The organism is Galbitalea sp. SE-J8, assembly GCF_030345695.1.
Lineage (GTDB): Bacteria > Actinomycetota > Actinomycetes > Actinomycetales > Microbacteriaceae > JAUASV01.
On record NZ_JAUASV010000008.1, the window covers coordinates 73,326 to 93,656 of the forward strand.

Sequence of the window (20,331 nt, forward strand, 5' to 3'; positions counted from 1 at the left end):
GTCAGCGGCTGGAGGCGCGGCTCGCGCGGCTGTCGGGGATGGTCGGGGTCCCAGATCTGGATGGCTCCAGCGACATCGCGGCCGTACCGGGCCAGCATGCCGATCGTGCCGTAGGGGTCCGGGCGCACCAAGCGGGCGAGCTCGGAGTTCCGACGCGCTGTCCGTGCAGTTCGTCGATGAGATCGGACATGGTCAGACCCGCCTTGGCCGGCCCGCTGAGTGTCACTCGCAATGGGGCCGTGCGGGTAAACCGTCAGAGTTGTACGTTTGATTTATCGTCGCTCAACCAGCAATCTCAGACTCGGTCGCCGCGCTCGGCCGACGCGCAGCCGCCATGTGGGCAAAATACGCGCGCGAGGCGAACGATGCGAGTCTCCCGCTCGCCGTGCACATGGCAGACAGCGGAGGCGTCGCCGAGAGGCTCTGGGATCACTGGCTCTCCCCGCACCTGCGCGGCCTTGTCGCCGAGGCGATCGGCGATCCGGAGGACGCGCGAACCGTCGTGATCTGGCTCGCAGCCGTGCACGACATCGGCAAAGCAAGCCCGGCGTTCGTCAGCCAGGTGCCTCTCCTCAAGGAGCGCATCCGCACAGCCGGACTGACCTTCCCCGACCCCGTCGATTCGCGGCGAGCACCGCACTCGATCGTCAGTCACCTCGTGCTCGAGCGCTGGCTCGTAGCGCGCGGCTGGAACCCCACGACGGCGACCAGCTACGCGATCGTCCCCGGCGGCCACCACGGTGCCCCGCCGGACGATCACGCGCTGCAGGAGGTCGCACTCCGCACGGACCACGTCGGGGAAGGACCATGGGTGGTCGCCCAGGACGAGTTGCTCGACTTCGCCACGGAGATAACGGATGCCGCGCGCGCACTCGATCGCGCGCGCGACCGTCCACTGCCGAAGACGGTTCAGATGATCGTCACGGGCCTCGTGATCATGGCGGACTGGATTGCGAGCTCCGCCGATCATTTCCCCCTCGCACCGGACAATCACCAGCTTGACAACCGCGTCGATGCGGCATGGCAGCGCCTCGGTCTCGTCGCGCCGTGGACGCCCACCGAGCCGGCGGGTGATGCGGACGAACTGTTCCACGCGCGATTCGATCTCCCACACGGAGTGACGCTCCGTCCCGTGCAGCGCGCAGCGATCGAACTCGCGCGCTCGGGAGATCCGCACCGTCTGCTCATCGTGGAAGCTCCGATGGGCGAGGGCAAGACCGAGCTCGCTCTCCTCGTCGCGGAGATCCTCGCCGCACGCGCCGGATGCGGTGGCGTGGGCGTCGCGCTACCGACGATGGCGACGAGCGACGGGATGTTCGGCCGCGTGCGCGACTGGCTGGGCCGCGCGAGCGATGGTATCCAGACCAGCCACCTCGCTCACGGCAAGGCCTTCCTGAACGACGACTTCCGCGGGCTCGTGCACCTCGGGGACGTCATCGACCTGTACGACGACCCGGCGGTCATGACGCGCGGTGACGGGACCACTCGGGGTCTCGTGACGCACGCCTGGATGAGCGGTCGCAAGAAGGGCGCCCTCGCGAGCATCCTCGTGGGCACCATCGACCAGGACCTCTTCGGAGCCCTCAAGGTGAAGCACGTCGCCCTGCGTCAGCTCGCGCTCGCGTCCAAGGTCGTGGTCATCGACGAGGTCCACGCCAGCGACAGCTACATGCTCGAATACGCCCATCGCCTGGTCGCATGGCTCGGCGCATATCGTGTGCCGACGATCCTGCTCTCTGCGACGCTCGACCCGGCTCTGCGGGAGAGCCTCGCGGCCGCTTATGCTGGCACACCGCCGGGCCGGAACGGCAGGCGAGCGACCGTTCGGTTCCCCGAGATGCTCGAGGAGGCCGCCTATCCCCTGATCACGTCCGTGACCGCGAACGGGGTGCCACAGGTCGTGAGGCCCGCTGCCTCCGGCCGCTCCTCGGTCATGCAGGTCGAGGCCGTCCAGGATGACGACGACACGCTCGTCACGCTTCTCACCGAGGCGCTCGAGCGTGGCGGGAGCGCCGCCGTCATCCGCAACACCGTCCGTCGCGCGCAGGACACGGCCCGGATGCTGCGCGAGCGCATGCCGCACGCCGATGTCGAGATCGTGCACGCCCGGCTCGTCGCGGCGCACCGGATGCGCCGAGAGGCAGCACTCCGGACACGCCTCGGACCCGGTCGCCCCACCCGCGCGGACGACGAGCGACCGTTCATCGTCGTCGGCACCCAGGTGCTCGAGCAGAGTCTCGACATCGACGTCGACCTCATGGTGAGCGACCTCGCGCCCATCGATCTGATCTTGCAGCGCGTCGGACGCCTGCACCGCCACGATAGGGACGATCGCCCGACGGCGGTCACCGCACCGCGGCTTGTCGTGACGGGAGTGGACTGGTCGACCAGCCCACCGACGCTCGTGGCCGGCGTCGACACGATCTACGAGTCGGCGGCGACGCTCGCGAGCCTCGCAGGCCTCGCCCCCCACCTCGCTGGCCGGCCGCTCACGCTGCCGGACGACGTCCCCGGCCTCGTCGCGACCGCGGCGAGCGCCGCGCCGCCCATGCCGGCGGACTGGGTCAGCGCCTGGGTCGAGGCGGATGCGGCGACGCGACGCGCACGCGCCGATCAACGACGTCGGGCCGGCACATACCTTCTACCCGCCCCCTCGGCACCGACGCGGACGCTCGTCGGACTCCTCGCCGCTGGCGTCGGTCGACTCGACGAGGACTCCGTCCTCGGTCAGCAGCAGGTCCGCGACAGCGACGCGAGCATCGAGGTCATCGTGCTGCGCCGGGTCGACGGCGAGCTACGAATGCTCGACGACCTCGAGCAGTACGGCGACGCGCGCGTGCCCGAGCACGACGAGCCCGCTTTCTCCCTCGCGCTCGCGCTCGCGGGATGCACGATCCGACTGCCCCCGCGATTCAGTCGGTCGTGGGCGATCGAGCGCACGATCAACGCGCTCGAGAAGACCGTGTACCCGGGCTGGCAGAGGTCACGCTTCCTCGCAGGGCAACTCGTGCTCGAACTCGACGAGCGCCTGTGCGGCGAGATCGACGGCATACCGATCCGCTACGACGCCGATCTGGGGCTACTCGTCGGCACCGCCGCCGAGCCCGAGCGAATGTCTGGGGCTTGCGATTGACTCAGCGAACAGGGGGTGCCGCATGACCACTTATTCATTGATCGACGAGCCGTGGATTCCGGTGGCCACGCGCGACGGCGCGACCGCGGAGCTCTCGCTCGCGGATGTCTTCCGGCGCGCGGACGACATCCGGGGCCTCGCCACGGAGCTGCCGACCGTCGATTTCGCGATCCTGCGCGTGCTGCTCGCGATCCTCGAGCGCGCGCTCGGCGAGTTCGACGACCCGATCAGCACCTGGGCGTCGTTGCGACGCGACGGGTTGCCGACCCAGCGCGTCCTCGACTACCTCGAGCACTGGCGGCACCGCTTCGACCTGCTCGACGACGCGGCTCCCTTCTTTCAGACGGCCAACTTGACCACGGGCAAGCCGGATGCAGATGCCACGCTCGATCGGCTGCTGCCGGATGCATCGGGCGGGGGCCTGTTCAGCATGCGGCGCGGTGCCGGCGTCGCCCGGATCTCGTTCGCTGAGGCAGCGCGATTCGTGCTGCACTCACACAGCTATGGGCTGGCCGGTATTCATGGCAGTGCTCTGGGCGATCCTCGGGCAAAAGGCGGCAAGGTGTATCCGCTCGGAACGGGCGGCGCTGGATCGCTCGGCGGGGTGGTCATCGAAGGCGAGACGCTCGCTGAGACACTCGTACTCAATCTGGTGCTCGGCGACCGCGAGGGTTATCCGCTCGATCCCGACGATGAACCCGCGTGGGAGCGGAGCCCGCTCGGACCTGCCGAAGAAGGCCGCTCCTCCCCCGCTCCGCGTGGACCCGCCGAGTTCTACACCTGGCAGTCGCGTCGCATCCGCCTCGTGTACGACGAGTCCGGGGCGAGCGGGGCAGTCGTCTGCTACGGCGATCGTCCGCCGCTGCAGAACGGCCAGTCCTACGAGTTCATGACCGCGTGGCGCCGCAGCGAGGCCTATTCGAAACAGCAGGGCACAGTCGTGAAGCTGCCCGTGCGGCATCGTCCCGATCGGGCCGCATGGCGAGGGCTGGGCTCTCTGCTGCCGCACATCGAAGCCGCCCGAGAAGACACGGACGCACCACGTACCCTCACCTGGCTCGCCGAGATGCGCGCCGCGGGCGCGCTGACCGACGACGCGATCGTGCGCACCCGCACGATCGGTATTGAGTACGGCACCCAGGACTCGGTGATCGTCGACGTACTCGCCGATCGCGTCGACATCCGCCTCTCCATGCTGGGCCGCGATGCTGCGACGGTCGCACAGAAGGCGATCGACATGGCGGCCGCCGCCGAGCTCGGGGTGCGCGCGCTCGGCGACCTCGCGAGGAATCTCGAACTGGCAGCCGGAGGCTCGAGCGACGGCGCCAGGGATCGATCGACGGAGCTCGCCTACGACGCCCTCGACCAGCCGTACCGGGCATGGCTGCGCGAGTTGAACGCCGACACGGACCGGGACACGGCGACGCGAGCGTGGGTCGACGCCGCGCGAACGATCCTCCTCGCCCACGCCGACAATCTCGTCGAGGCGGCGGGCGCACCCGCCTGGCGCGGCCGGGACGTGAAGGGTCTCGGTGGCACCGAGCGACTCGTGAACGCCGCGATCGCGCACCGCTGGTTCCTCGGTGGGCTCGCGAAGGCGCTCCCGCGCGCACAGAACGCTCATGACGACCGGATCGACGAGCAGATGGAAGAGGCCACAGCATGACGGATGACACTCCCTCGCCCGCGAGTGGACCGTATGCGGACCTGATCGACTTCGTGTGGCGGCGCGTCGGCGCCCTCCACCGAGGTCTGGCCCACTCTTCGACGGGTGCTGCCGCCGATCTCGCGCATCTGCGCACCTCGGTCGGCAGTGACGCCGCGAGTGACCCGCGGGTCTGGCGGATTGTGTATACCGACTTTCCCCCCGCGTTCCTGGGTCGGGGCGACGCTGCATCACCCGCCGAAAGCGCGGTGCACGCGACGCTCGGGCTCTTCGCCGTGCATCAGCAAAGTCGCAGCGAGTCCATGCACCGACGCGGCGTCGGTTTCGGCCGTGCGGCACAACGCCTCGCCACGGACTCGGGCAGTGACGCTGCCGTCCGTCGACGATTCGAGGCGGTCGCGACCGCCGTCGACCTACGCGAGGTGCTCCACCATGCTCGGGGACTCGTGACGCAGATGAGCGCGCGCCGCATCCCGCTCGATTACGGCCTCCTCGCGAGCGACCTGATCCAGCTGCAGAACCCCGAACGCCGGAGTGCCGTGCTTCGGCGATGGGGTCGCGAGTACTACACCCGACCCGACCCCACGACCCCGACCGATGAACACAGCAGCACCACGACGAGCGCCGACACGAGCCTCGAGAACGGAACCGACCAGTGAGCCCGACTTTCATCGATCTGCACGTGCTGCAGACCGTCCCGCCGAGCAACATCAACCGTGACGACACGGGGAGCCCGAAGAGCGCCGTGTACGGCGGTGTCACTCGCGCCCGCATCTCGAGCCAGGCGCAGAAGAAGGCAGCGCGAGATGCGTTCCCGAAGTTGATCGACGCTTCGAAGCTCGGCGTGCGCACCAAGCGCGTCGTCGAGCTCGTAGCCGCCGAGATCGAACGGCAGCGACCCGCTCTCAGCGAGAGCGCCGCCGAACTGGCGTGGGCCGTGCTCGACGCAGCGGGCATCAAGCTCACGAAGCCGAAGAAGGGTGAGGACCAGCTCAGCGAGAGCGGCTACCTACTCTTCCTGAGCCGAGCCCAGGTTGCGCGGCTCGCGACACTCGCGATCGAGTCCGATGGCGCGATCGACAAGAAGACCGCCAAGGCCGCCGCCGACACCGCCCACAGTGTCGATGTTGCCCTCTTCGGGCGGATGGTCGCCGACGCGACCGATCTCTCCGTGGATGCGACCGTGCAGGTGGCTCACGCGATCAGCGTGCACGCCGTCGAGAACGAGTTCGACTACTTCACCGCCGTCGACGATCTCAAGGGCGACGACGAGGATGCGGGCGCCGCCATGATCGGCACCGTCGAGTTCAATTCGTCCACGTTGTACCGCTACGCGACCATCAACGCGACCGCTCTGCGCTCGACTCTCGACCCGGATGACGCGGCCCCGACCGTCGAGGCCGTGCGCGCCTTCATCCGTGCGTTCGTCACGAGCATGCCGACCGGAAAGCAGAACACCTTCGCGAACCGCACGCTGCCCGACGTCGTCGTCGCGCTCGTGCGCAGCGACCAGCCGGTGAACTTCTCGGGCGCGTTCGAAGAGGCCGTCACTGCGACGTCGGCGCGCGGGCGACTCGCCGAGGCGTCGGCACGTCTCGCCGACTACGCGGCCGAAATCAGCCGCGCCTACGGACCCGGAGCGACCTCCTCCTTTGTCGTGCGCGTCGGCGAGGCGACGGGCGGCGTCTCGGCGATCGGCGAAGAGGTGACCTTCGACGAACTCGTGCAGCGGGTCGGCGACCACGTCGCGGGAGTCTGAGGTGGGCGTCCTCCTGCTGCGGCTCGCGGGCCCTCTGCAGTCCTGGGGCGACGCGAGCCGGTTCTCCCGCCGCCAGACGCGTCACGAGCCCACCAAGAGCGGGATCGTCGGGCTCATCGCGGCGGCGCAGGGGCGGCGGCGCAGCGACCCGATCGAGGATCTCGTCGCACTGCGTTTCGGCGTGCGCGCGGACCAGCCGGGGCGACTCGTGCGCGACTTCCACACTGCGCGCGCGCCCGGTGACGCGAACTCCAAGCTCTCCTACCGGTTCTACCTGGGCGATGCGTGCTTTCTCGCCGGCATCGAGGGCGACCGATCACTGCTCGAAGGAATCGCCGACGCCATCCGCGGTCCGGAGTTCCCGCTCTACCTTGGACGGCGTTCGTGCCCGCCGACCCACCCGATCGTGCATCGGATCGTCGACGCGGGCCTCGATGAGACGCTGCGATCCGCCGAGTGGGTCGCGGCTCGTTGGCACCGCCGCAACACCCGGTCCGACTCCGTCGACCTCGAGATCGCGCGCGACGCGCACGCTGGAGAGAGCGGCGAGAGCGTCGCCGACGAGCCGCTGAGCTTCGCCGAGGAGCATCGGAACTACGGATGGCGCACAGTCGTGCGCGAGCACACGAGCGTTCTCAATCCCGACTTCCGCGCCCCCGCATCCGTCAACGCGAACCGGTCCACCCCACCCGAGCACGACCCCTTCGCAGCGGTGAGCGGCCGATGAGCTACCTCACGCGGATGCCGATCAACGCTGCCCGCCGCCAGGCGCGCCTGCTTCTCACGTCACGTCAGGCCATGCACGCGGCCGTGCTCTCGGGGTTCGCGCCGGGCAGCGGCTTCGAGGACGAGCGCGTGCTCTGGCGCGTCGACGCAGGAGCGGACCGCCGCACCACGTTGTACATCGTCAGCCCGGAACGACCCGATCTCACCCACCTCGTCGAGCAGGCCGGATGGCCGACTACGAGCGCGTGGGAGACTCGGGAGTACGACGCCCTGCTCGCGCGACTCAACGACGGTCAGCGCTGGCTGTTCCGCCTCGCGGCGAATCCCGTGCATACTGCTCGGCTCGACGACGGCCGCGTCAAGCGGCTCGGTCACGTAACCGTCGCGCAGCAGGAGACCTGGCTGCGCGATCGGGCCGGCACGTCGGGGTTCGAGGTGGTCGGCGACCCGAACGCGGACCTGCTCGTCAGTCGGCGCGAACGCGTGCGTTTCCGGCGAGGGGAGGCGACCGTCACGCTCGACGTCGCCCAGTTCGACGGTCAGCTCGTGGTCACGGATGCGGCAGCTTTGCGCCATGCGCTCGTCGCAGGCATCGGCCGAGCGAAGGGGTACGGATGCGGCTTGCTGACGCTCGCGCCGCTGTCCGCCGCGGAACGGACAGGTGGCTAAACGCCCCGGTCCGCCGCCGCCCGAGCTGCCCGAACTCGTGCGCGCGGAAGATCGGATCTCGTTCATCTGCCTCGAGCACGCGGTCATCCACCGCGACCAGAACGCGATCACCGCAACAGATGCACGCGGCACGGTTCATATCCCGGCCGCGTCGCTCGGCGCTCTCCTGCTCGGCCCGGGCACGTCGGTCACCCACCAGGCGATCGTGCTGCTCGCGGAAAGTGGTTCGACGGCGGTCTGGGTGGGCGAGCAAGGGGTTCGCTACTACGCGCACGGCCGAAGTCTGGCTCGTCGCAGCCGACTGCTGGACGCTCAGGCGCGGCTCGTGTCGAATCAGAGCTCGCGTCTCGCGGTCGCGCGTGCCATGTACGGCATGCGTTTCGCCGACGAAGAGGTCGGCACTCTCACTATGCAGCAGTTGCGCGGACGCGAGGGGGCGCGGGTGCGAGCGATCTATCGCAATGAGTCGCGCCGTACGGGAGTGCCCTGGACGGGCCGCACCTACGACCCCGACGATTTCGCGGGCGGTGACGTCATCAACACGGCACTCACCTCGGCACATCAGTGCCTGTACGGCGTAGTGCACGCTGTCGTCGTTGCCCTCGGTGGCACCCCGGGCCTCGGATTCGTGCACACCGGGCACGCCCGCTCCTTCGTCTTCGACATCGCCGACCTGTACAAGGCCGAGATCACCATCCCGATCGCTTTCGACGCGGTCGCCGCCGGACCCGAGGACATCGAGTCGGCCACGCGCCACGCGGTACGGGATGCGATTGTCGCCAACGGAGTGCTCTCGCGCTGCTCGCGGGACATCCGCACGCTCCTGCTCCCGACCGACGAGACCGAGGCGAACCTCCTCGACAACGTCGTCGAGCTGTGGGATGGCCAAGGTCGCCATGTCGCGTCCGGTCGCTCCTATGGAACAGGAGAGTGAGATGGTCGTCTTCGTGCTCACCGCTTGTCCAGCGGGACTGCGCGGTCATCTCACCCGCTGGCTGCTCGAGATTGCCCCTGGCATCTTCGTCGGCGTCGTCACGGCGCGCGTGCGGGACCTGCTGTGGGGCCGCGTGCTGGAACTCGTCAAGGACGGCCGTGCAATCCTCGTTCACTCCGCACAGGGCGAGCAGCGATTGGCCTTCCGCGTGCACCGGCACGACTGGACGCCGATGGACGTCGACGGCGTCACCCTCATGCTCCGGCCCAGCACGGATCCACCGCCGAGCGCGATGCGCCCAGGCTGGAGCAACGCTTCGCGCTACCGAATGGCGCGCCGGCGCTCTCCGACCTGACGGACGCGACACGGGCGCGTAACGCGCCGGGCGTAGCGTGGCGCGCATGAGCACTGAGCCCGCCCCGCGCGGCCGTGGCGACGACGCCCGCGCCTTCGACGCCGTGCTGCATGCGGCATCCGTGTACCTGCCGGAGGGTCCCGCCGAGGCGTGGGTCGGCATCCGGGACGGCGTCATCGCCGCGGTCAGCGCGACGCCGCTCGACGGCCCGACGACCGAGCTCGGCGCCGACGAGGTGCTCATCCCGGGGATCGTCGACACGCACGTGCACGTCAACGAGCCCGGGCGCACCGAGTGGGAGGGCTTCCTGTCGGCGACCCGCGCGGCGGCCGCGACGGGCGTCACGACGATCATCGACATGCCGCTCAACAGCGTGCCCACCACGATCACGCTCGAGGCGCTGCACATCAAGCGCGAGGTCGCGGCCGACCAGGCGGTCGTCGACGTCGGGTTCTGGGGCGGCGCGGTGCCCGAGAACCTCGGCAGCCTCGCCGAGCTGTGGGACGCCGGCGTCTACGGCTTCAAGTGCTTCCTCGCGCCGTCCGGCATCGACGAGTTCGGCCACCTCGACCCCGACCAGCTGAACGCCGCGCTCGACGAGATCGCCGACCTCGAGGCGCTGCTCATCGTGCACGCCGAGGACCCGGGGGTGCTCGACGCGAACGTGCGCGACGGCGGCACCGACTACCGGTCGTTCGTCGAGTCCCGACCGGATGCCGCGGAGACGACCGCGATCCAGCGCGTCATCGACGGGGTGCGGCGCACCGGCGCCCGCGCCCACATCCTGCACCTGTCGAGCGCGGCCGCCGTGCCGATGCTCGCGGCGGCGAAGGCGGAGGGGCTGCCGATCACGGTCGAGACCTGCCCGCACTACCTCACGATCGCCGAGGAGGACGTGCCGGCGGGCGCGACGCAGTTCAAGTGCTGCCCGCCCATCCGCGACGACGCCAACCGTGACGCGCTCTGGCAGGCGCTCGACGACGGCGTCATCGACGTCGTCGTCACCGACCACTCCCCGTCGACCGCCGAGCTCAAGTTCGCGCACGGCGGAGACTTCCAGCGCGCCTGGGGCGGCATCGCCGGCCTGCAGACCGGGTTCAGCGCGGTGTGGACCGAGGCGCGCCGCCGCGGCCTCCCGCTCGACCGCGTGCTGCAGTGGATGTCGCGCGGCACCGCCGATCTCGTCGGGCTCACCGCCAAGGGCCGCATCGCGGTCGGAGCGGATGCGGACCTCGTCGCCCTCGCACCCGACGACGCGTTCGACGTGCACGCGGCCGAGCTGCGGCACAAGAACAAGGTGAGCGCGTTCGACGGCCGCCACCTGCACGGCGTCGCCCGCCGGGTGTGGCTCGCGGGCGAGCCGCTCGACGCCGACGCGACCCCGCGCGGCGGGCTCCTCTCGCGCGCCCAGGAGCTGTAACGCCCACCACCTGCACCGCCCACCACCTGCACCACCCACCTACACCCACCACCTGCACCCACCACCTGCACCCACCACCCGCACCACCCACCACCTGCACCCACCACTGAGGGGACGCATCCGGTCGGAATGCGGGACCCCAGAGCGACCGGATGCGTCCCCTCAGCGACAGGGGCCCCGATAGCTTGGTGGGGTGACCGACGCACCCCGCCCCGCCGCACGGGCGTGGGCGATGCTCGCCGTCGCGGTCGCCGCACAGGCGGCCGGCACCGTGTTCGTCAGCACGCCGGCGTTCCTCATCCCGCTGCTGCACACCGAGCGCGGGCTCTCGCTCGCCGAGGCCGGGACGCTCGCCGCCGCGCCGACGTTCGGCCTCGTGCTCACCCTCATCGCGTGGGGCGCGCTCGTCGACCGGGTCGGCGAGCGCTGGGTCATCGCCGGCGGCCTCGCGCTCGTCGCCGTCGCGGCCCTCGGCGCGGCGCTCGCCCCCGGCTACGGGGCGCTCGGCGCGTTCCTGCTCGTCGGCGGCGCGGCATCCGGATCGACGAACGCGGCATCCGGCCGGCTCATCGTGGGCTGGTTCCCGAGGCGGCGCCGGGGCCTCGCGATGGGCATCCGGCAGATGTCGCAGCCGCTCGGCGTCACGATCGCGGCGCTCGCGATCCCGCCGCTCGCCGGGTTCTCGATCGCGGCGGCGATCGCGCTGCCGCTCGCGCTCACCGCGCTCCTCGCGGCCGCATCCGCCGTCGTGATCCGCGACCCGGCGCGACCGCCGAGAACGGATGCCGCGACCACCCCGAACCCGTACCGCGCCTCCGGCTACCTGTGGCGCGTGCACGGGGTGAGCGCGCTGCTCGTCGTGCCGCAGTTCACGCTGTCCACGTTCGGGCTCGTCTGGATGACGGTCGGGCTCGGTCTCGCGGGGCCGCTCGCCGGGCTGATCGTGGGCGCGAGCCAGTTCGTCGGGGCGATCGGGCGCATCCTCGTCGGCCAGCTGAGCGACCGGGTCGGCTCGCGCGTGCGCCCGCTGCGCTGGGTGGCGCTCGCGGGCATCGCCGCGATGGGGCTGCTCGCGGGCGCGGCGGCCCTCGCCGGATCGCTCGGGCCGCCCGCGATCGTCGCGGCGTGCGCGCTGTTCGTCGTGGCGACGACGATCTCGGTCGCCGACAACGGGCTCGCGTTCACCTCGGTCGCCGAGGTCGCCGGTCCGTTCTGGTCGGGCCGCGCTCTCGGTGCGCAGAACACCGGGCAGTTCGTCGCGGCATCCGTCGTCGGACCCGCGGTCGGCGCGCTCATCGGCGTCGCCGGCTACCCGGTCGCGTTCGTCGCCTCGGCGGTGTGCGCGCTCGTCGCCGTGCCGCTCGTGCCGACCCGCGCCGCCGAGACCGAGCGCGCCCGGCACTGACCGCGCCCGGCACTGACCGCGCCGAGCTGCCCGGGCGGCGTCAGCGCTCCGACTCGGCCGTCGCCGCCGCCGCCGCCGACTCGGCCGTCGCCGCCGCCTCGGCCGTCGCCGCCGCCCTGCCCGCGGCACCAGCACCCGCACCCCCGGCAGCACCCGCCCCGGCCCGCACCGCCGTGACACCGCTCGACGCCGCGACGCCCGCGACGCCCGCGCGGCGCATCGCCCGCGCGCGCTCCCCCGCCGAACGCAGGCGCGGGTTGACGTACTCGTCGATGCCGAAATTGATGAGCGACAGGGCCGTGCCGAGCAGTGCGATGCACAGGCCGGCCGGGACGTACCACCACCAGTAGTCGGGGAACGCGCCGTTCTGCTGCGCCCAGAACAGGATCGTGCCCCAGTTCAGGTTCGTGATCGGGATGACGCCGATGAACGCGAGCGTCGTGAGGCCGAGCACGGCGGCGGTCACCGTGCCGACGAAGCTCGACGCGATGACGGCCATGAGGTTCGGCAGCATCTCGACGGCGATGATGCGCCGCAGCGGCTCGCCGTTCGCGCGCGCCGCCTGCACGAAGTCGCGGTTGCGCAGCGACATGGTCTGCGCCCGCAGCACGCGCGCGCCCCACGCCCACCCCGTGATCGCGAGCACGGTCGAGATGAGCAGGATGTTGGGGTCGTCGTACTGCGACGCCACGATGATGACGAGCGGCAGTCCCGGCAGCACGAGGAACACGTTCGTGAGCGCGGAGAGCGACTCGCTGCGCCATCCGGTCACGTACCCCGCGGTGACGCCGACGACGATCGCGATCGCGGTCGCGATGACCCCCGCCATGAACCCGACGATGAGCACCCCGCGCGTGCCGTAGATGAGCTGGCTGAGCACGTCCTCGCCCATGTGGGTCGTGCCGAGCAGGTGCGTGAGCGACGGCGGCTGCTTGAGCGCCGTGTAGTCCTTGTCGAGCGGTCCGTAGGGCGCGATGAGGTCGCCGAACAGCGCGACGAGGCAGAAGAAGCCCAGGATGACGAGCCCGGTGATCGACTTCCCGTTGCGGAACATCGCGAACGCGTTCGCGACCCGCGACAGCACGGTGCGGCGGCGGGGGCTGCGCACCGGCGGGGCGACGGCCTGCAGGGCGGTGTCGGGGTATGCCATCGTCAGGCCTCCAGCTGGCGCGTGCGCGGGTCGAGGATCGAGTACGCCACGTCGGCGATGATGTTCGCGACGAGCACGGCGAGCGTGATGACGAGGAACAGCCCCTGCATGAGCGGGTAGTCCTTCGCGCTCGTCGCGTCGAGCAGCAGCTTGCCGACGCCCGGGTAGGAGAACACGAGCTCCATGACGAGCGTGCCGCCGACGATGAAGCCGAGCGAGAGCGCGAAGCTCGACAGCTGCGGCAGCACGGCGTTGCGCGCGGCGTAGTTCACGAGCACGCGGCGCGGGCGCAGCCCCTTCGCCTGCGCGACCGTGATGTAGTCCTCGTCGAGCACGGTGACGGTCATGTTGCGCATGCCGAGGATCCAGCCGCCGAGGGACGCGATGACGATCGTGATCGCGGGCAGCGTGCCGTGCTGCACGACCTGCCCGATGAAGTCGAGCGTGAGGCCGGGGCGCGCGCCCTTGTCGAACGCGTGCGAGGCCGGGAACCAGCCGAGCGAGGTGGAGAACACGGCGATCGCGATGAGGCCCATCCAGAAGTACGGCACGGTCGAGAAGAACGTCGCGAACGGCACGACGAAGTCGGCGCGGCTGCCGCGCCGCCAGCCGATCACGGCGCCGATGCTCGTGCCGATGAAGAACGACAGGACGGTGGCGATGCCGACGAGCCCGATCGTCCACGGCAGGGCGAGCGCGATGATGTCGGTCACGGGCGCGAGCCCCTTCGAGAACGACCGGCCGAGGTCGCCGCGGAACAGCAGCACCCAGTAGTCGAGATACTGCTGCACGACGTTCCGGCCGGTGTCGAGCCCGAACAGGGTGCGGATCGAGTCGGCGGCCTCGGGGCTGATGCGGCCCTGGTTCTTCGCGAGGTAGGCCGACACGGGGTCGCCCTTCATCATCCGGGGCAGGATGAAGTTGATGGTGATCGCCGCCCACGCGGTGAACAGGTAGAAGGCGCCGCGGCGCAGCAGGAATCTCACGATCGGCTCCCGGTGGTGACGGATGCCGCGAAGTGCGCGTCGGGGTCGGGCGACGCGTCGCGCAGCGCGCGGGTGTACGGATGCTGCGGCCGCAGGATGACCTCGTCCGCCACGCCGCGCTCGACGACCTCGCCGTGGTGCAGCACCATGATCTCGTCGCTGAAGTGCCGCGCCGTGGCGAGGTCGTGCGTGATGTAGAGCACGCCGAGGTTCGACTCGCGCTGCAGGTCGGCGAGCAGATTGAGCACGCCGAGGCGGATCGAGACGTCGAGCATCGAGACCGGCTCGTCGGCGACGAGCAGCGACGGCCGCGACGCGAGCGCGCGGGCGATCGCGACGCGCTGCCGCTGGCCACCGGAGAGCTCGTGCGGGCGCCGGTCGATCACGCGGTCCACGTCGAGCCGCACGCGCTCGAGCAGTCGGCGGGTCTCGGCGTCGACCTGGCCGGCCGGCACGATCCGATCGAGCCGCAGCGGGCGCTCCACATGGTGACGGATGGTGTGGTACGGATTCAGCGACGCGAACGGGTCCTGGAACACCATCCGCACCTGCTGCCGGTAGCGGCGCAGGCCGCCGCCGCGCCGCGGGATGGGCCGGCCGTCGAGCAGGATGCGCCCCGACGTCGGGCGCTCGAGCTGCGTGAGGATCTTCGCGATCGTCGACTTGCCGCTGCCGCTCTGGCCGACGAGGGCGATCGTGCGGCCGGAGGAGAGCTCGAAGCTCACGTCGTCGAGGGCGAGCATGTCGCCGGCGCCGCGGACGCGGTAGCGCTTGCTCACCCCGGAGAACTCGAGGGTCGTCATCGGGCACCCCCCGCGAGCGCGGGCCGGGGCCTCGCCTGCGCGCTCGCCTGGCCCTCGTGGGCGCGCACGAATCCGCCGCGCTCGCCCGTGAGGCTCGGGAACGACGACAGCAGGGTGCGGGTGTACTCGTGCCTGGCGCCGCGGTAGATGGTCTCGGCGTCGTCGAGCTCGACGATGCGCCCCTCGCGCATCACGGCGATCCGGTCGGAGATCTCGAGCAGCAGCGGCAGGTCGTGCGTGATGAAGATGACCGAGAACCCGAACCGCTTGCGCAGCTCGGAGATCTGCTGCAGGATCTCGCGCTGCACGAGCACGTCGAGCGCCGTGGTGGGCTCGTCCATGATCATCAGCTGCGGCTTGAGCGCGAGCGCCATGGCGATCATGACGCGCTGGCGCATGCCGCCGGAGAGCTCGTGCGGGTAGGAGCGCAGGCGCTCGCGGCCGACCCCGACGAGGTCGAGCAGCTCGGCGCACTCGCGGGTGCGCTCGGACCGCGACATCCGCGGGCGGTGGGTCGTGAACACGTCGGCGAGCTGGCGGCCGATCGTCATGACCGGGTTGTGCGCGTTCATCGCGCCCTGGAACACCATCGAGACCCGGTCCCAGCGGAAGCGCCGCAGCGCCTCCGGGTCGAGTCGCGCGATGTCGACGTCGACGCCGTCCTCGTCGTGCAGCACGGCCGAGCCCGACGTGATGACCGCTGGCGGGCGCAGCAGGCGCTGGATGCCGTAGGCGAGCGTGGTCTTGCCGCAGCCCGACTCCCCGGCGAGGCCGAGGATCTCGCCGCGCCGCAGTTCGAACGAGACGTCGCGCACGGCCGCCACGGGCGGCTCGACGTCGTAGACGACGCTGAAGTCGCTGACGGTCAGCAGCGGGGGCGCGTGGCCCGGTTCGGTGGTCACTCCGTCGTGCCTTTCGATCGGTAGGGCGGGACCGCGCCGGATGCCGGAGCACCCGGCGCGGTCCCTGCGGTTCTCAGTTCGCGGCCGTGAGCTGCGTCAGGATGAGCACCGCGGTGGGCTGGGTCGGATCCGCGTTGATGTACGGGTCGTCCTCGCTCGGCCACCCCACCCAGTTGCGGGTGTTGTACTCCGAGATGAACGGGCGCGTGCCGATCGGCATCGTCGGCACCTGGTCGACGAAGATCTGCTGCACCTTCTCGAGCGCGGTCTGGCGCGTCGAGTCGTCCGACGCGTTCGCGTAGGCGTCGAGCGCCGCGGTGGCGTCGGCGTTGTCGAAGCGGCCGAAGTTGTACGACGCCGCCTCGCCCTCGGGCTTCAGCCAGCGGCCGTCCATCATGTCGCTGTACAGGTCGTACGGCGTCGCGCCCGTGTCGGTCCAGTGCAGGATCGCCTGGAAGTCGCCGTTCGCGATGTCCGCGAGCCAGGTGTCGGCATCCGGGGTGTTGACCGTGGCGTCCACGCCCAGCTCCTTCGCCGAGTCGGCGATCAGGCTGATGCCCGTGACGTAGTCGCTCCAGCCCTGCGGCACCGTGAGCTCGAAGCTCACCGGGTCGCCGTCGGGGTCGACGAGCGCGTCGCCGTCCCAGGTGTAGCCGGCGTCCTTGAGCACGGCCTTCGCGGCATCCGTGTCGACCGCGTAGTCGTCGGACAGCGAGGACGGGATGAACGCGTCGCCCGCCGGGCTCGGCAGCCCGGTGACCGACTCGAGGGTCGGCACGCCGCCCTCTCGTGCGATCGAGGCGTGCTTCGACCGGTCGACGACCAGGTTGATCGCCTTGCGGAACGCGACGTCGTCGAACGGCTTCTCGGTCGTGTTGACGAACATCGCGTCGATGCCGAGGCCGCTCGCGGCCCAGTACACGTTGTGGTCGGGGTCCTTGTCGACGTAGGCCGACTGCACGTTCGGCAGCGCGGCCTGCGCCCAGTCCGCGTCGCCGTTCGCGAGCGCCGTGGTGAGGGCGGTGTTGTCGTTGTAGGACACGTAGTACAGCGTCGGCACGGCGACGTCGCCGCCCCAGTAGTCGTCGCGGGCGGTGAGCTCGACGCTCTCCGAGGTGTACTGGCTGAGCTCGTAGGGCCCGGTGCCGACCGGCTCCTTGTTCTCGAACGTGGTCGGGTCGTCGACCTTCTCCCAGACGTGCTTGGGGACGATGTACTTGTGCAGCACCTTGTCCTGCTTCACGTACATCGAGCTGTCGAACGAGATGGTGACCGTCGAGCCGTCCTCGCTGACATCGGTGATGCCGAGGGCGGCGGTGTCGAGCGCGGGGTTGTCCTTGAGCAGCTGGAACGTGAACGCGATGTCGTCGGCGCTGAAGTCCTCGCCGTCGTTCCACGTCACGCCGTCGCGGGCCGTCAGGGTCACCGACCGGTAGTCGTCGGCCCAGCTGATCTCGGAGGCGAGCCAGGGCTTGACCGGGTCGGACGGGTTGATCAGGTTGACGAACGCGAGCGGTTCGAGGATGGCGTTGATGTAGCCGAGCTTCATCGCCGACGAGTCGGAGATGTAGGGGTTGTTCGACTCGGTGGCGATGGCGCCGTCGGGCTTCGCGATGGTGAGCGTGCCGGCGGCCCCGTTCGCATCGGAACCGGGGGTGGACGGGCTGCAGCCCGCCAGCGCGAAGGCTGCGACGACGCCCACGGCGATCAGGGAGGATCGGATCCTCATAACTCTCTCCTTTGAGGGTCGCACCCGGATTGCCCCGGGCACGTGGATTCGGATGTGAATGCGGACACCCCGCTACGAGTGTCCCCCGCGTGCTGTGCTCTCGTCACCCTTCCTCGACGGCGTCCAGCCCGAGCCGGACCGCGGTGCCCAGTCGGAGGTCGCGAACGGATCGGCCCAGTCGGATGCCGTACGAGCCGGCCGGCAGGGCCCAGTCGTCGAGGCGCGGGTCCCACACCTCGAACCGGCGGCGCGCCACGCGGACGGTCACGCGCCGGGACTCGCCCGCGGCGACGTCCACGACGGCGAAGCCGCCGAGCCAGCGCGCGGGCCGGTCGAGGTCGCCCGGCACGGGGTGCGGCGCCTCGAGGTAGAGCTGCACGACCTCGCGGCCGTCGCGCTGGCCGGTGTTCGTGACGAGCACGTCGACGTCGACGTCGCCCTCGACGACGACGCCGCCGCCGTGGCCGCCGCCGTGGCCGCCGCCGTCGTGCGTCTCGACGCCGAGCACGGCGTCGTAGCGCCAGTCGGTCCAACCGAGGCCGGCGCCGAACGCCGCGGCGGGCTCGATCGCGTCGCGCTCGTACGCGCGGTAGCCGACGTGCACGCCGTCGCGGTAGACGACGCGGCCGTCGACGGGCACGGCGTCGGGCACCGGCACGTCCTCGGCGCGCGCCGGCAGCGTCCACGGCAGCCGGCCGGATGCCTCGACCGCTCCCGCGAGCACGTCGGCGAGCGCGTGCCCGGCCTCCTGGCCGGGGAACCACGCCCAGAGCACGGTGCGTGCGCGGTCGAGCCACGGCAGCAGCACGGGAGCGCCGGCGTTGACGACGATCACGGCATCCGGAACGGCGTCGAGCACGCGCTCGACGAGCTCGTCCTGACGGCCGGGCAGCGCGAGCGTCTCGCGATCCCAGCCCTCGCTCTCGCTCTCCTCGTTCGTGCCGACGACGACGACGACGAGGTCGGCCGCTCGCGCGGCGGCCACGGCATCCGCGATCTCGCGCTCGGCGCCGGGCCCGGGCACGGCGTGCCGCACGGCGGCCCGCACGAGGTTCCCGTAGCCGCCGGCCCGCGTCACGCGGTGCGCGCTGCGGATGACGACGTCGCGCGGTTCGTCGACGTGCACGACGACAGGCACCCCGGCGGGGTTGTTGACCGAGGAGTCGAGCACGACCTCGACTCCGGCGCGGCCGTCGTCCTCGGCGACCACGCGTCCGTCGATCTCGACCCGGTGCCCCGCGACGGTGCCGACGGCGAGGGTGTGGTCGCCCGGCTCGTGCAGGCGGGCGACGAACTCGAGCTCGACGGCGTCGACCTCGTCGGGCAGGTCGCGCAGCCAGCCGTCCCAGTCGGCGAGCTCGTCGACGCCGAGCTCGCGGCCGGCGGCGTCGAGCCGGCGCACGCGCACGGCGGGGCGACCCGTGCTGCGGCCGGCGAGGTCGAGGAGCGGGGCGAGCGCGCGGGTGTCGCCCCCGCGGTGCACGGTGAGCTCGGCGTCGGGCCAGCGGGCCGCGAGCCCCTCGGCGGGCGTCACGACATGCGCGGGGTGCACGGTCGAGCTGCCCCCGCCGAGCACGTGCGGGCGCACGGCGTTCGCGCCGATGAGCGCGATGCGCGCGGGCGCCGGACGGTCCCAGACCGGATCGCGCTCGTCGCGGCGCAGCACGACGGTCGCGCGGGCGGCGAGCGAACGGATGAGGTCGCGAGCCGCGCCGGCCGGCTCGAGCGGCAGCGGCGCGGCGCCGAGGGCGCCGACCCGGCTCGCGAGCAGCAGAATGCGCGCCACCTTGTCGTCGATCTCGCCCTCGGGCACGCGACCGGCGCGCACGGCGTCGAGCAGCCGGTCGCCCCACGGACCCCGGGGGCCGGGCATCACGAGGTCGAGGCCGCCGAGCGCGGACTCCTCGGTGAGGCGGGTCGCCGCCCAGTCGGAGACCACGACGCCGTCGAAGCCGAGCTCGTGCTTGAGCAGGTCGACGAGCAGGTGCCGGTGGGCGGTCATCGTGCCCGTCTCGACCCCGTCGTCGACCCGGTTGTAGGCGGCCATGAACGACCACGCCCCCACCCCGATCGCGCGCTCGAACGGGGCGAGGTAGACTTCGCGCAGCGTGCGGGCGTCGACCTCGGAGATGTAGCTCGTGCGATCCGTCTCGGAGTCGTTGGCGATGAAATGCTTGACGCACGCGGCGACCCCGGAGCGCTGCAGGCCCTCGACGACGCCGGTGCCGATCTCGCCGGTGAGGAACGGGTCCTCGGAGTAGCACTCGAAGTGGCGGCCGCCGACGGGCGTGCGCTGCAGGTTGAGCTGCGGCGCGAGCACGACGTCGACGCCGTGCGACCGCGCCTCGTGGGCGAACGCCCGCCCGGTCTCGATCGCGAGACGGCGGTCCCACGTCGCGGCGATCGCGCTCGGCGTCGGGAACAGCGCGGAGGTCTCATCCGCATCCTCCCCGGTGCCGCGCACGCCGACCGGTCCGTCGGAGACGACGATCGCGCGCAGCCCGAGCTGCGGCAGGGCGTGCAGCTCCCACATCGTGCGACCCGTGAGCAGGCGCACGCGGTCCTCGATCGGCAGGCTGCGGGCGAGGTCACGGTAGCCGTCGAGGGCTTCGCGACCCGACGCGCCGAGGCCGGCGGGGGCGGACTGGATGGTCACGGAGCTCCTCATCGTCGAGCGGACGTGGGAAGGTTACC

The 20,331-nt window shown here is 71.1% G+C and carries 16 protein-coding genes; 10 read left to right on the forward strand and 6 right to left on the reverse strand.

The window, feature by feature from the left end:
• Positions 1-334: 334 nt before the first annotated feature.
• The 10 genes from cas3 to QT381_RS07445 all read left to right on the forward strand — a co-directional run bounded on the left by cas3 (position 335) and on the right by QT381_RS07445 (position 12,067).
• A complete protein-coding gene (gene cas3 / locus QT381_RS07400) occupies positions 335-3,133 on the forward strand; it encodes a CRISPR-associated helicase Cas3' (protein WP_289248205.1) in 2,799 nt (932 codons plus the stop codon).
• A 37-nt stretch (positions 3,134-3,170) separates the two neighbouring features.
• Positions 3,171-4,799, forward strand: coding sequence for a type I-E CRISPR-associated protein Cse1/CasA (gene casA, locus QT381_RS07405; protein WP_289248206.1), 1,629 nt, complete (start codon positions 3,171-3,173; stop codon positions 4,797-4,799).
• Positions 4,796-5,458: a type I-E CRISPR-associated protein Cse2/CasB gene (gene casB, locus QT381_RS07410; RefSeq protein WP_289248207.1), complete on the forward strand. Its 663-nt coding sequence runs from the start codon at positions 4,796-4,798 to the stop codon at positions 5,456-5,458. Before casA ends, casB begins: the two co-directional genes overlap by 4 nt.
• Positions 5,455-6,558, forward strand: a complete 1,104-nt coding sequence (gene cas7e, locus QT381_RS07415) for a type I-E CRISPR-associated protein Cas7/Cse4/CasC (RefSeq protein ID WP_289248208.1) — start codon at positions 5,455-5,457, stop codon at positions 6,556-6,558. The genes casB and cas7e overlap by 4 nt, the downstream gene beginning before the upstream one ends.
• A 1-nt stretch (position 6,559) precedes the next feature.
• Positions 6,560-7,285, forward strand: coding sequence for a type I-E CRISPR-associated protein Cas5/CasD (gene cas5e, locus QT381_RS07420; RefSeq protein ID WP_289248209.1), 726 nt, complete (start codon positions 6,560-6,562; stop codon positions 7,283-7,285).
• Entirely contained in the window at positions 7,282-7,953 is a 672-nt protein-coding gene (cas6e, locus tag QT381_RS07425) for a type I-E CRISPR-associated protein Cas6/Cse3/CasE (protein WP_289248210.1), read from the forward strand. Before cas5e ends, cas6e begins: the two co-directional genes overlap by 4 nt.
• Positions 7,946-8,887, forward strand: coding sequence for a type I-E CRISPR-associated endonuclease Cas1e (cas1e, locus tag QT381_RS07430; protein WP_289248212.1), 942 nt, complete (start codon positions 7,946-7,948; stop codon positions 8,885-8,887). Before cas6e ends, cas1e begins: the two co-directional genes overlap by 8 nt.
• A 1-nt stretch (position 8,888) precedes the next feature.
• On the forward strand, positions 8,889-9,242 hold the full coding sequence (gene cas2e / locus QT381_RS07435) for a type I-E CRISPR-associated endoribonuclease Cas2e (RefSeq protein ID WP_289248214.1): 354 nt from the start codon (positions 8,889-8,891) through the stop codon (positions 9,240-9,242).
• Between the two features lie 46 nt (positions 9,243-9,288).
• Positions 9,289-10,662 (forward strand): allantoinase AllB, encoded by a 1,374-nt coding sequence (allB, locus tag QT381_RS07440; RefSeq protein WP_289248215.1) that lies wholly within the window; start codon positions 9,289-9,291, stop codon positions 10,660-10,662.
• A gap of 232 nt (positions 10,663-10,894) precedes the next feature.
• Complete coding sequence (locus QT381_RS07445; RefSeq protein ID WP_289248268.1) at positions 10,895-12,067, forward strand: MFS transporter; 1,173 nt, start codon at positions 10,895-10,897, stop codon at positions 12,065-12,067.
• A gap of 40 nt (positions 12,068-12,107) precedes the next feature.
• Here the strand turns inward: QT381_RS07445 and QT381_RS07450 are convergent, their stop codons facing one another.
• From QT381_RS07450 to QT381_RS07475, 6 genes are all read right to left on the reverse strand, one after another.
• On the reverse strand, positions 12,108-13,217 hold the full coding sequence (locus QT381_RS07450) for an ABC transporter permease (RefSeq protein ID WP_502877476.1): 1,110 nt from the start codon (positions 13,215-13,217) through the stop codon (positions 12,108-12,110).
• Between the two features lie 2 nt (positions 13,218-13,219).
• Positions 13,220-14,203 (reverse strand): ABC transporter permease, encoded by a 984-nt coding sequence (locus QT381_RS07455; RefSeq protein WP_289248216.1) that lies wholly within the window; start codon positions 14,201-14,203, stop codon positions 13,220-13,222.
• A complete protein-coding gene (locus QT381_RS07460) occupies positions 14,200-15,006 on the reverse strand; it encodes an ABC transporter ATP-binding protein (protein ID WP_289248219.1) in 807 nt (268 codons plus the stop codon). The genes QT381_RS07455 and QT381_RS07460 overlap by 4 nt, the downstream gene beginning before the upstream one ends.
• A complete protein-coding gene (locus QT381_RS07465) occupies positions 15,003-15,908 on the reverse strand; it encodes an ABC transporter ATP-binding protein (protein ID WP_289248220.1) in 906 nt (301 codons plus the stop codon). Before QT381_RS07465 ends, QT381_RS07460 begins: the two co-directional genes overlap by 4 nt.
• Before the next feature lie 73 nt (positions 15,909-15,981).
• Positions 15,982-17,637 carry an ABC transporter substrate-binding protein gene (locus tag QT381_RS07470; RefSeq protein WP_289248221.1) on the reverse strand — a complete coding sequence of 552 codons (1,656 nt, stop codon included), beginning with the start codon at positions 17,635-17,637 and terminating at the stop codon, positions 15,982-15,984.
• A gap of 103 nt (positions 17,638-17,740) precedes the next feature.
• Positions 17,741-20,293, reverse strand: coding sequence for a beta-glucosidase family protein (locus tag QT381_RS07475; RefSeq protein ID WP_289248222.1), 2,553 nt, complete (start codon positions 20,291-20,293; stop codon positions 17,741-17,743).
• Between the last annotated feature and the right edge of the window lie 38 nt (positions 20,294-20,331).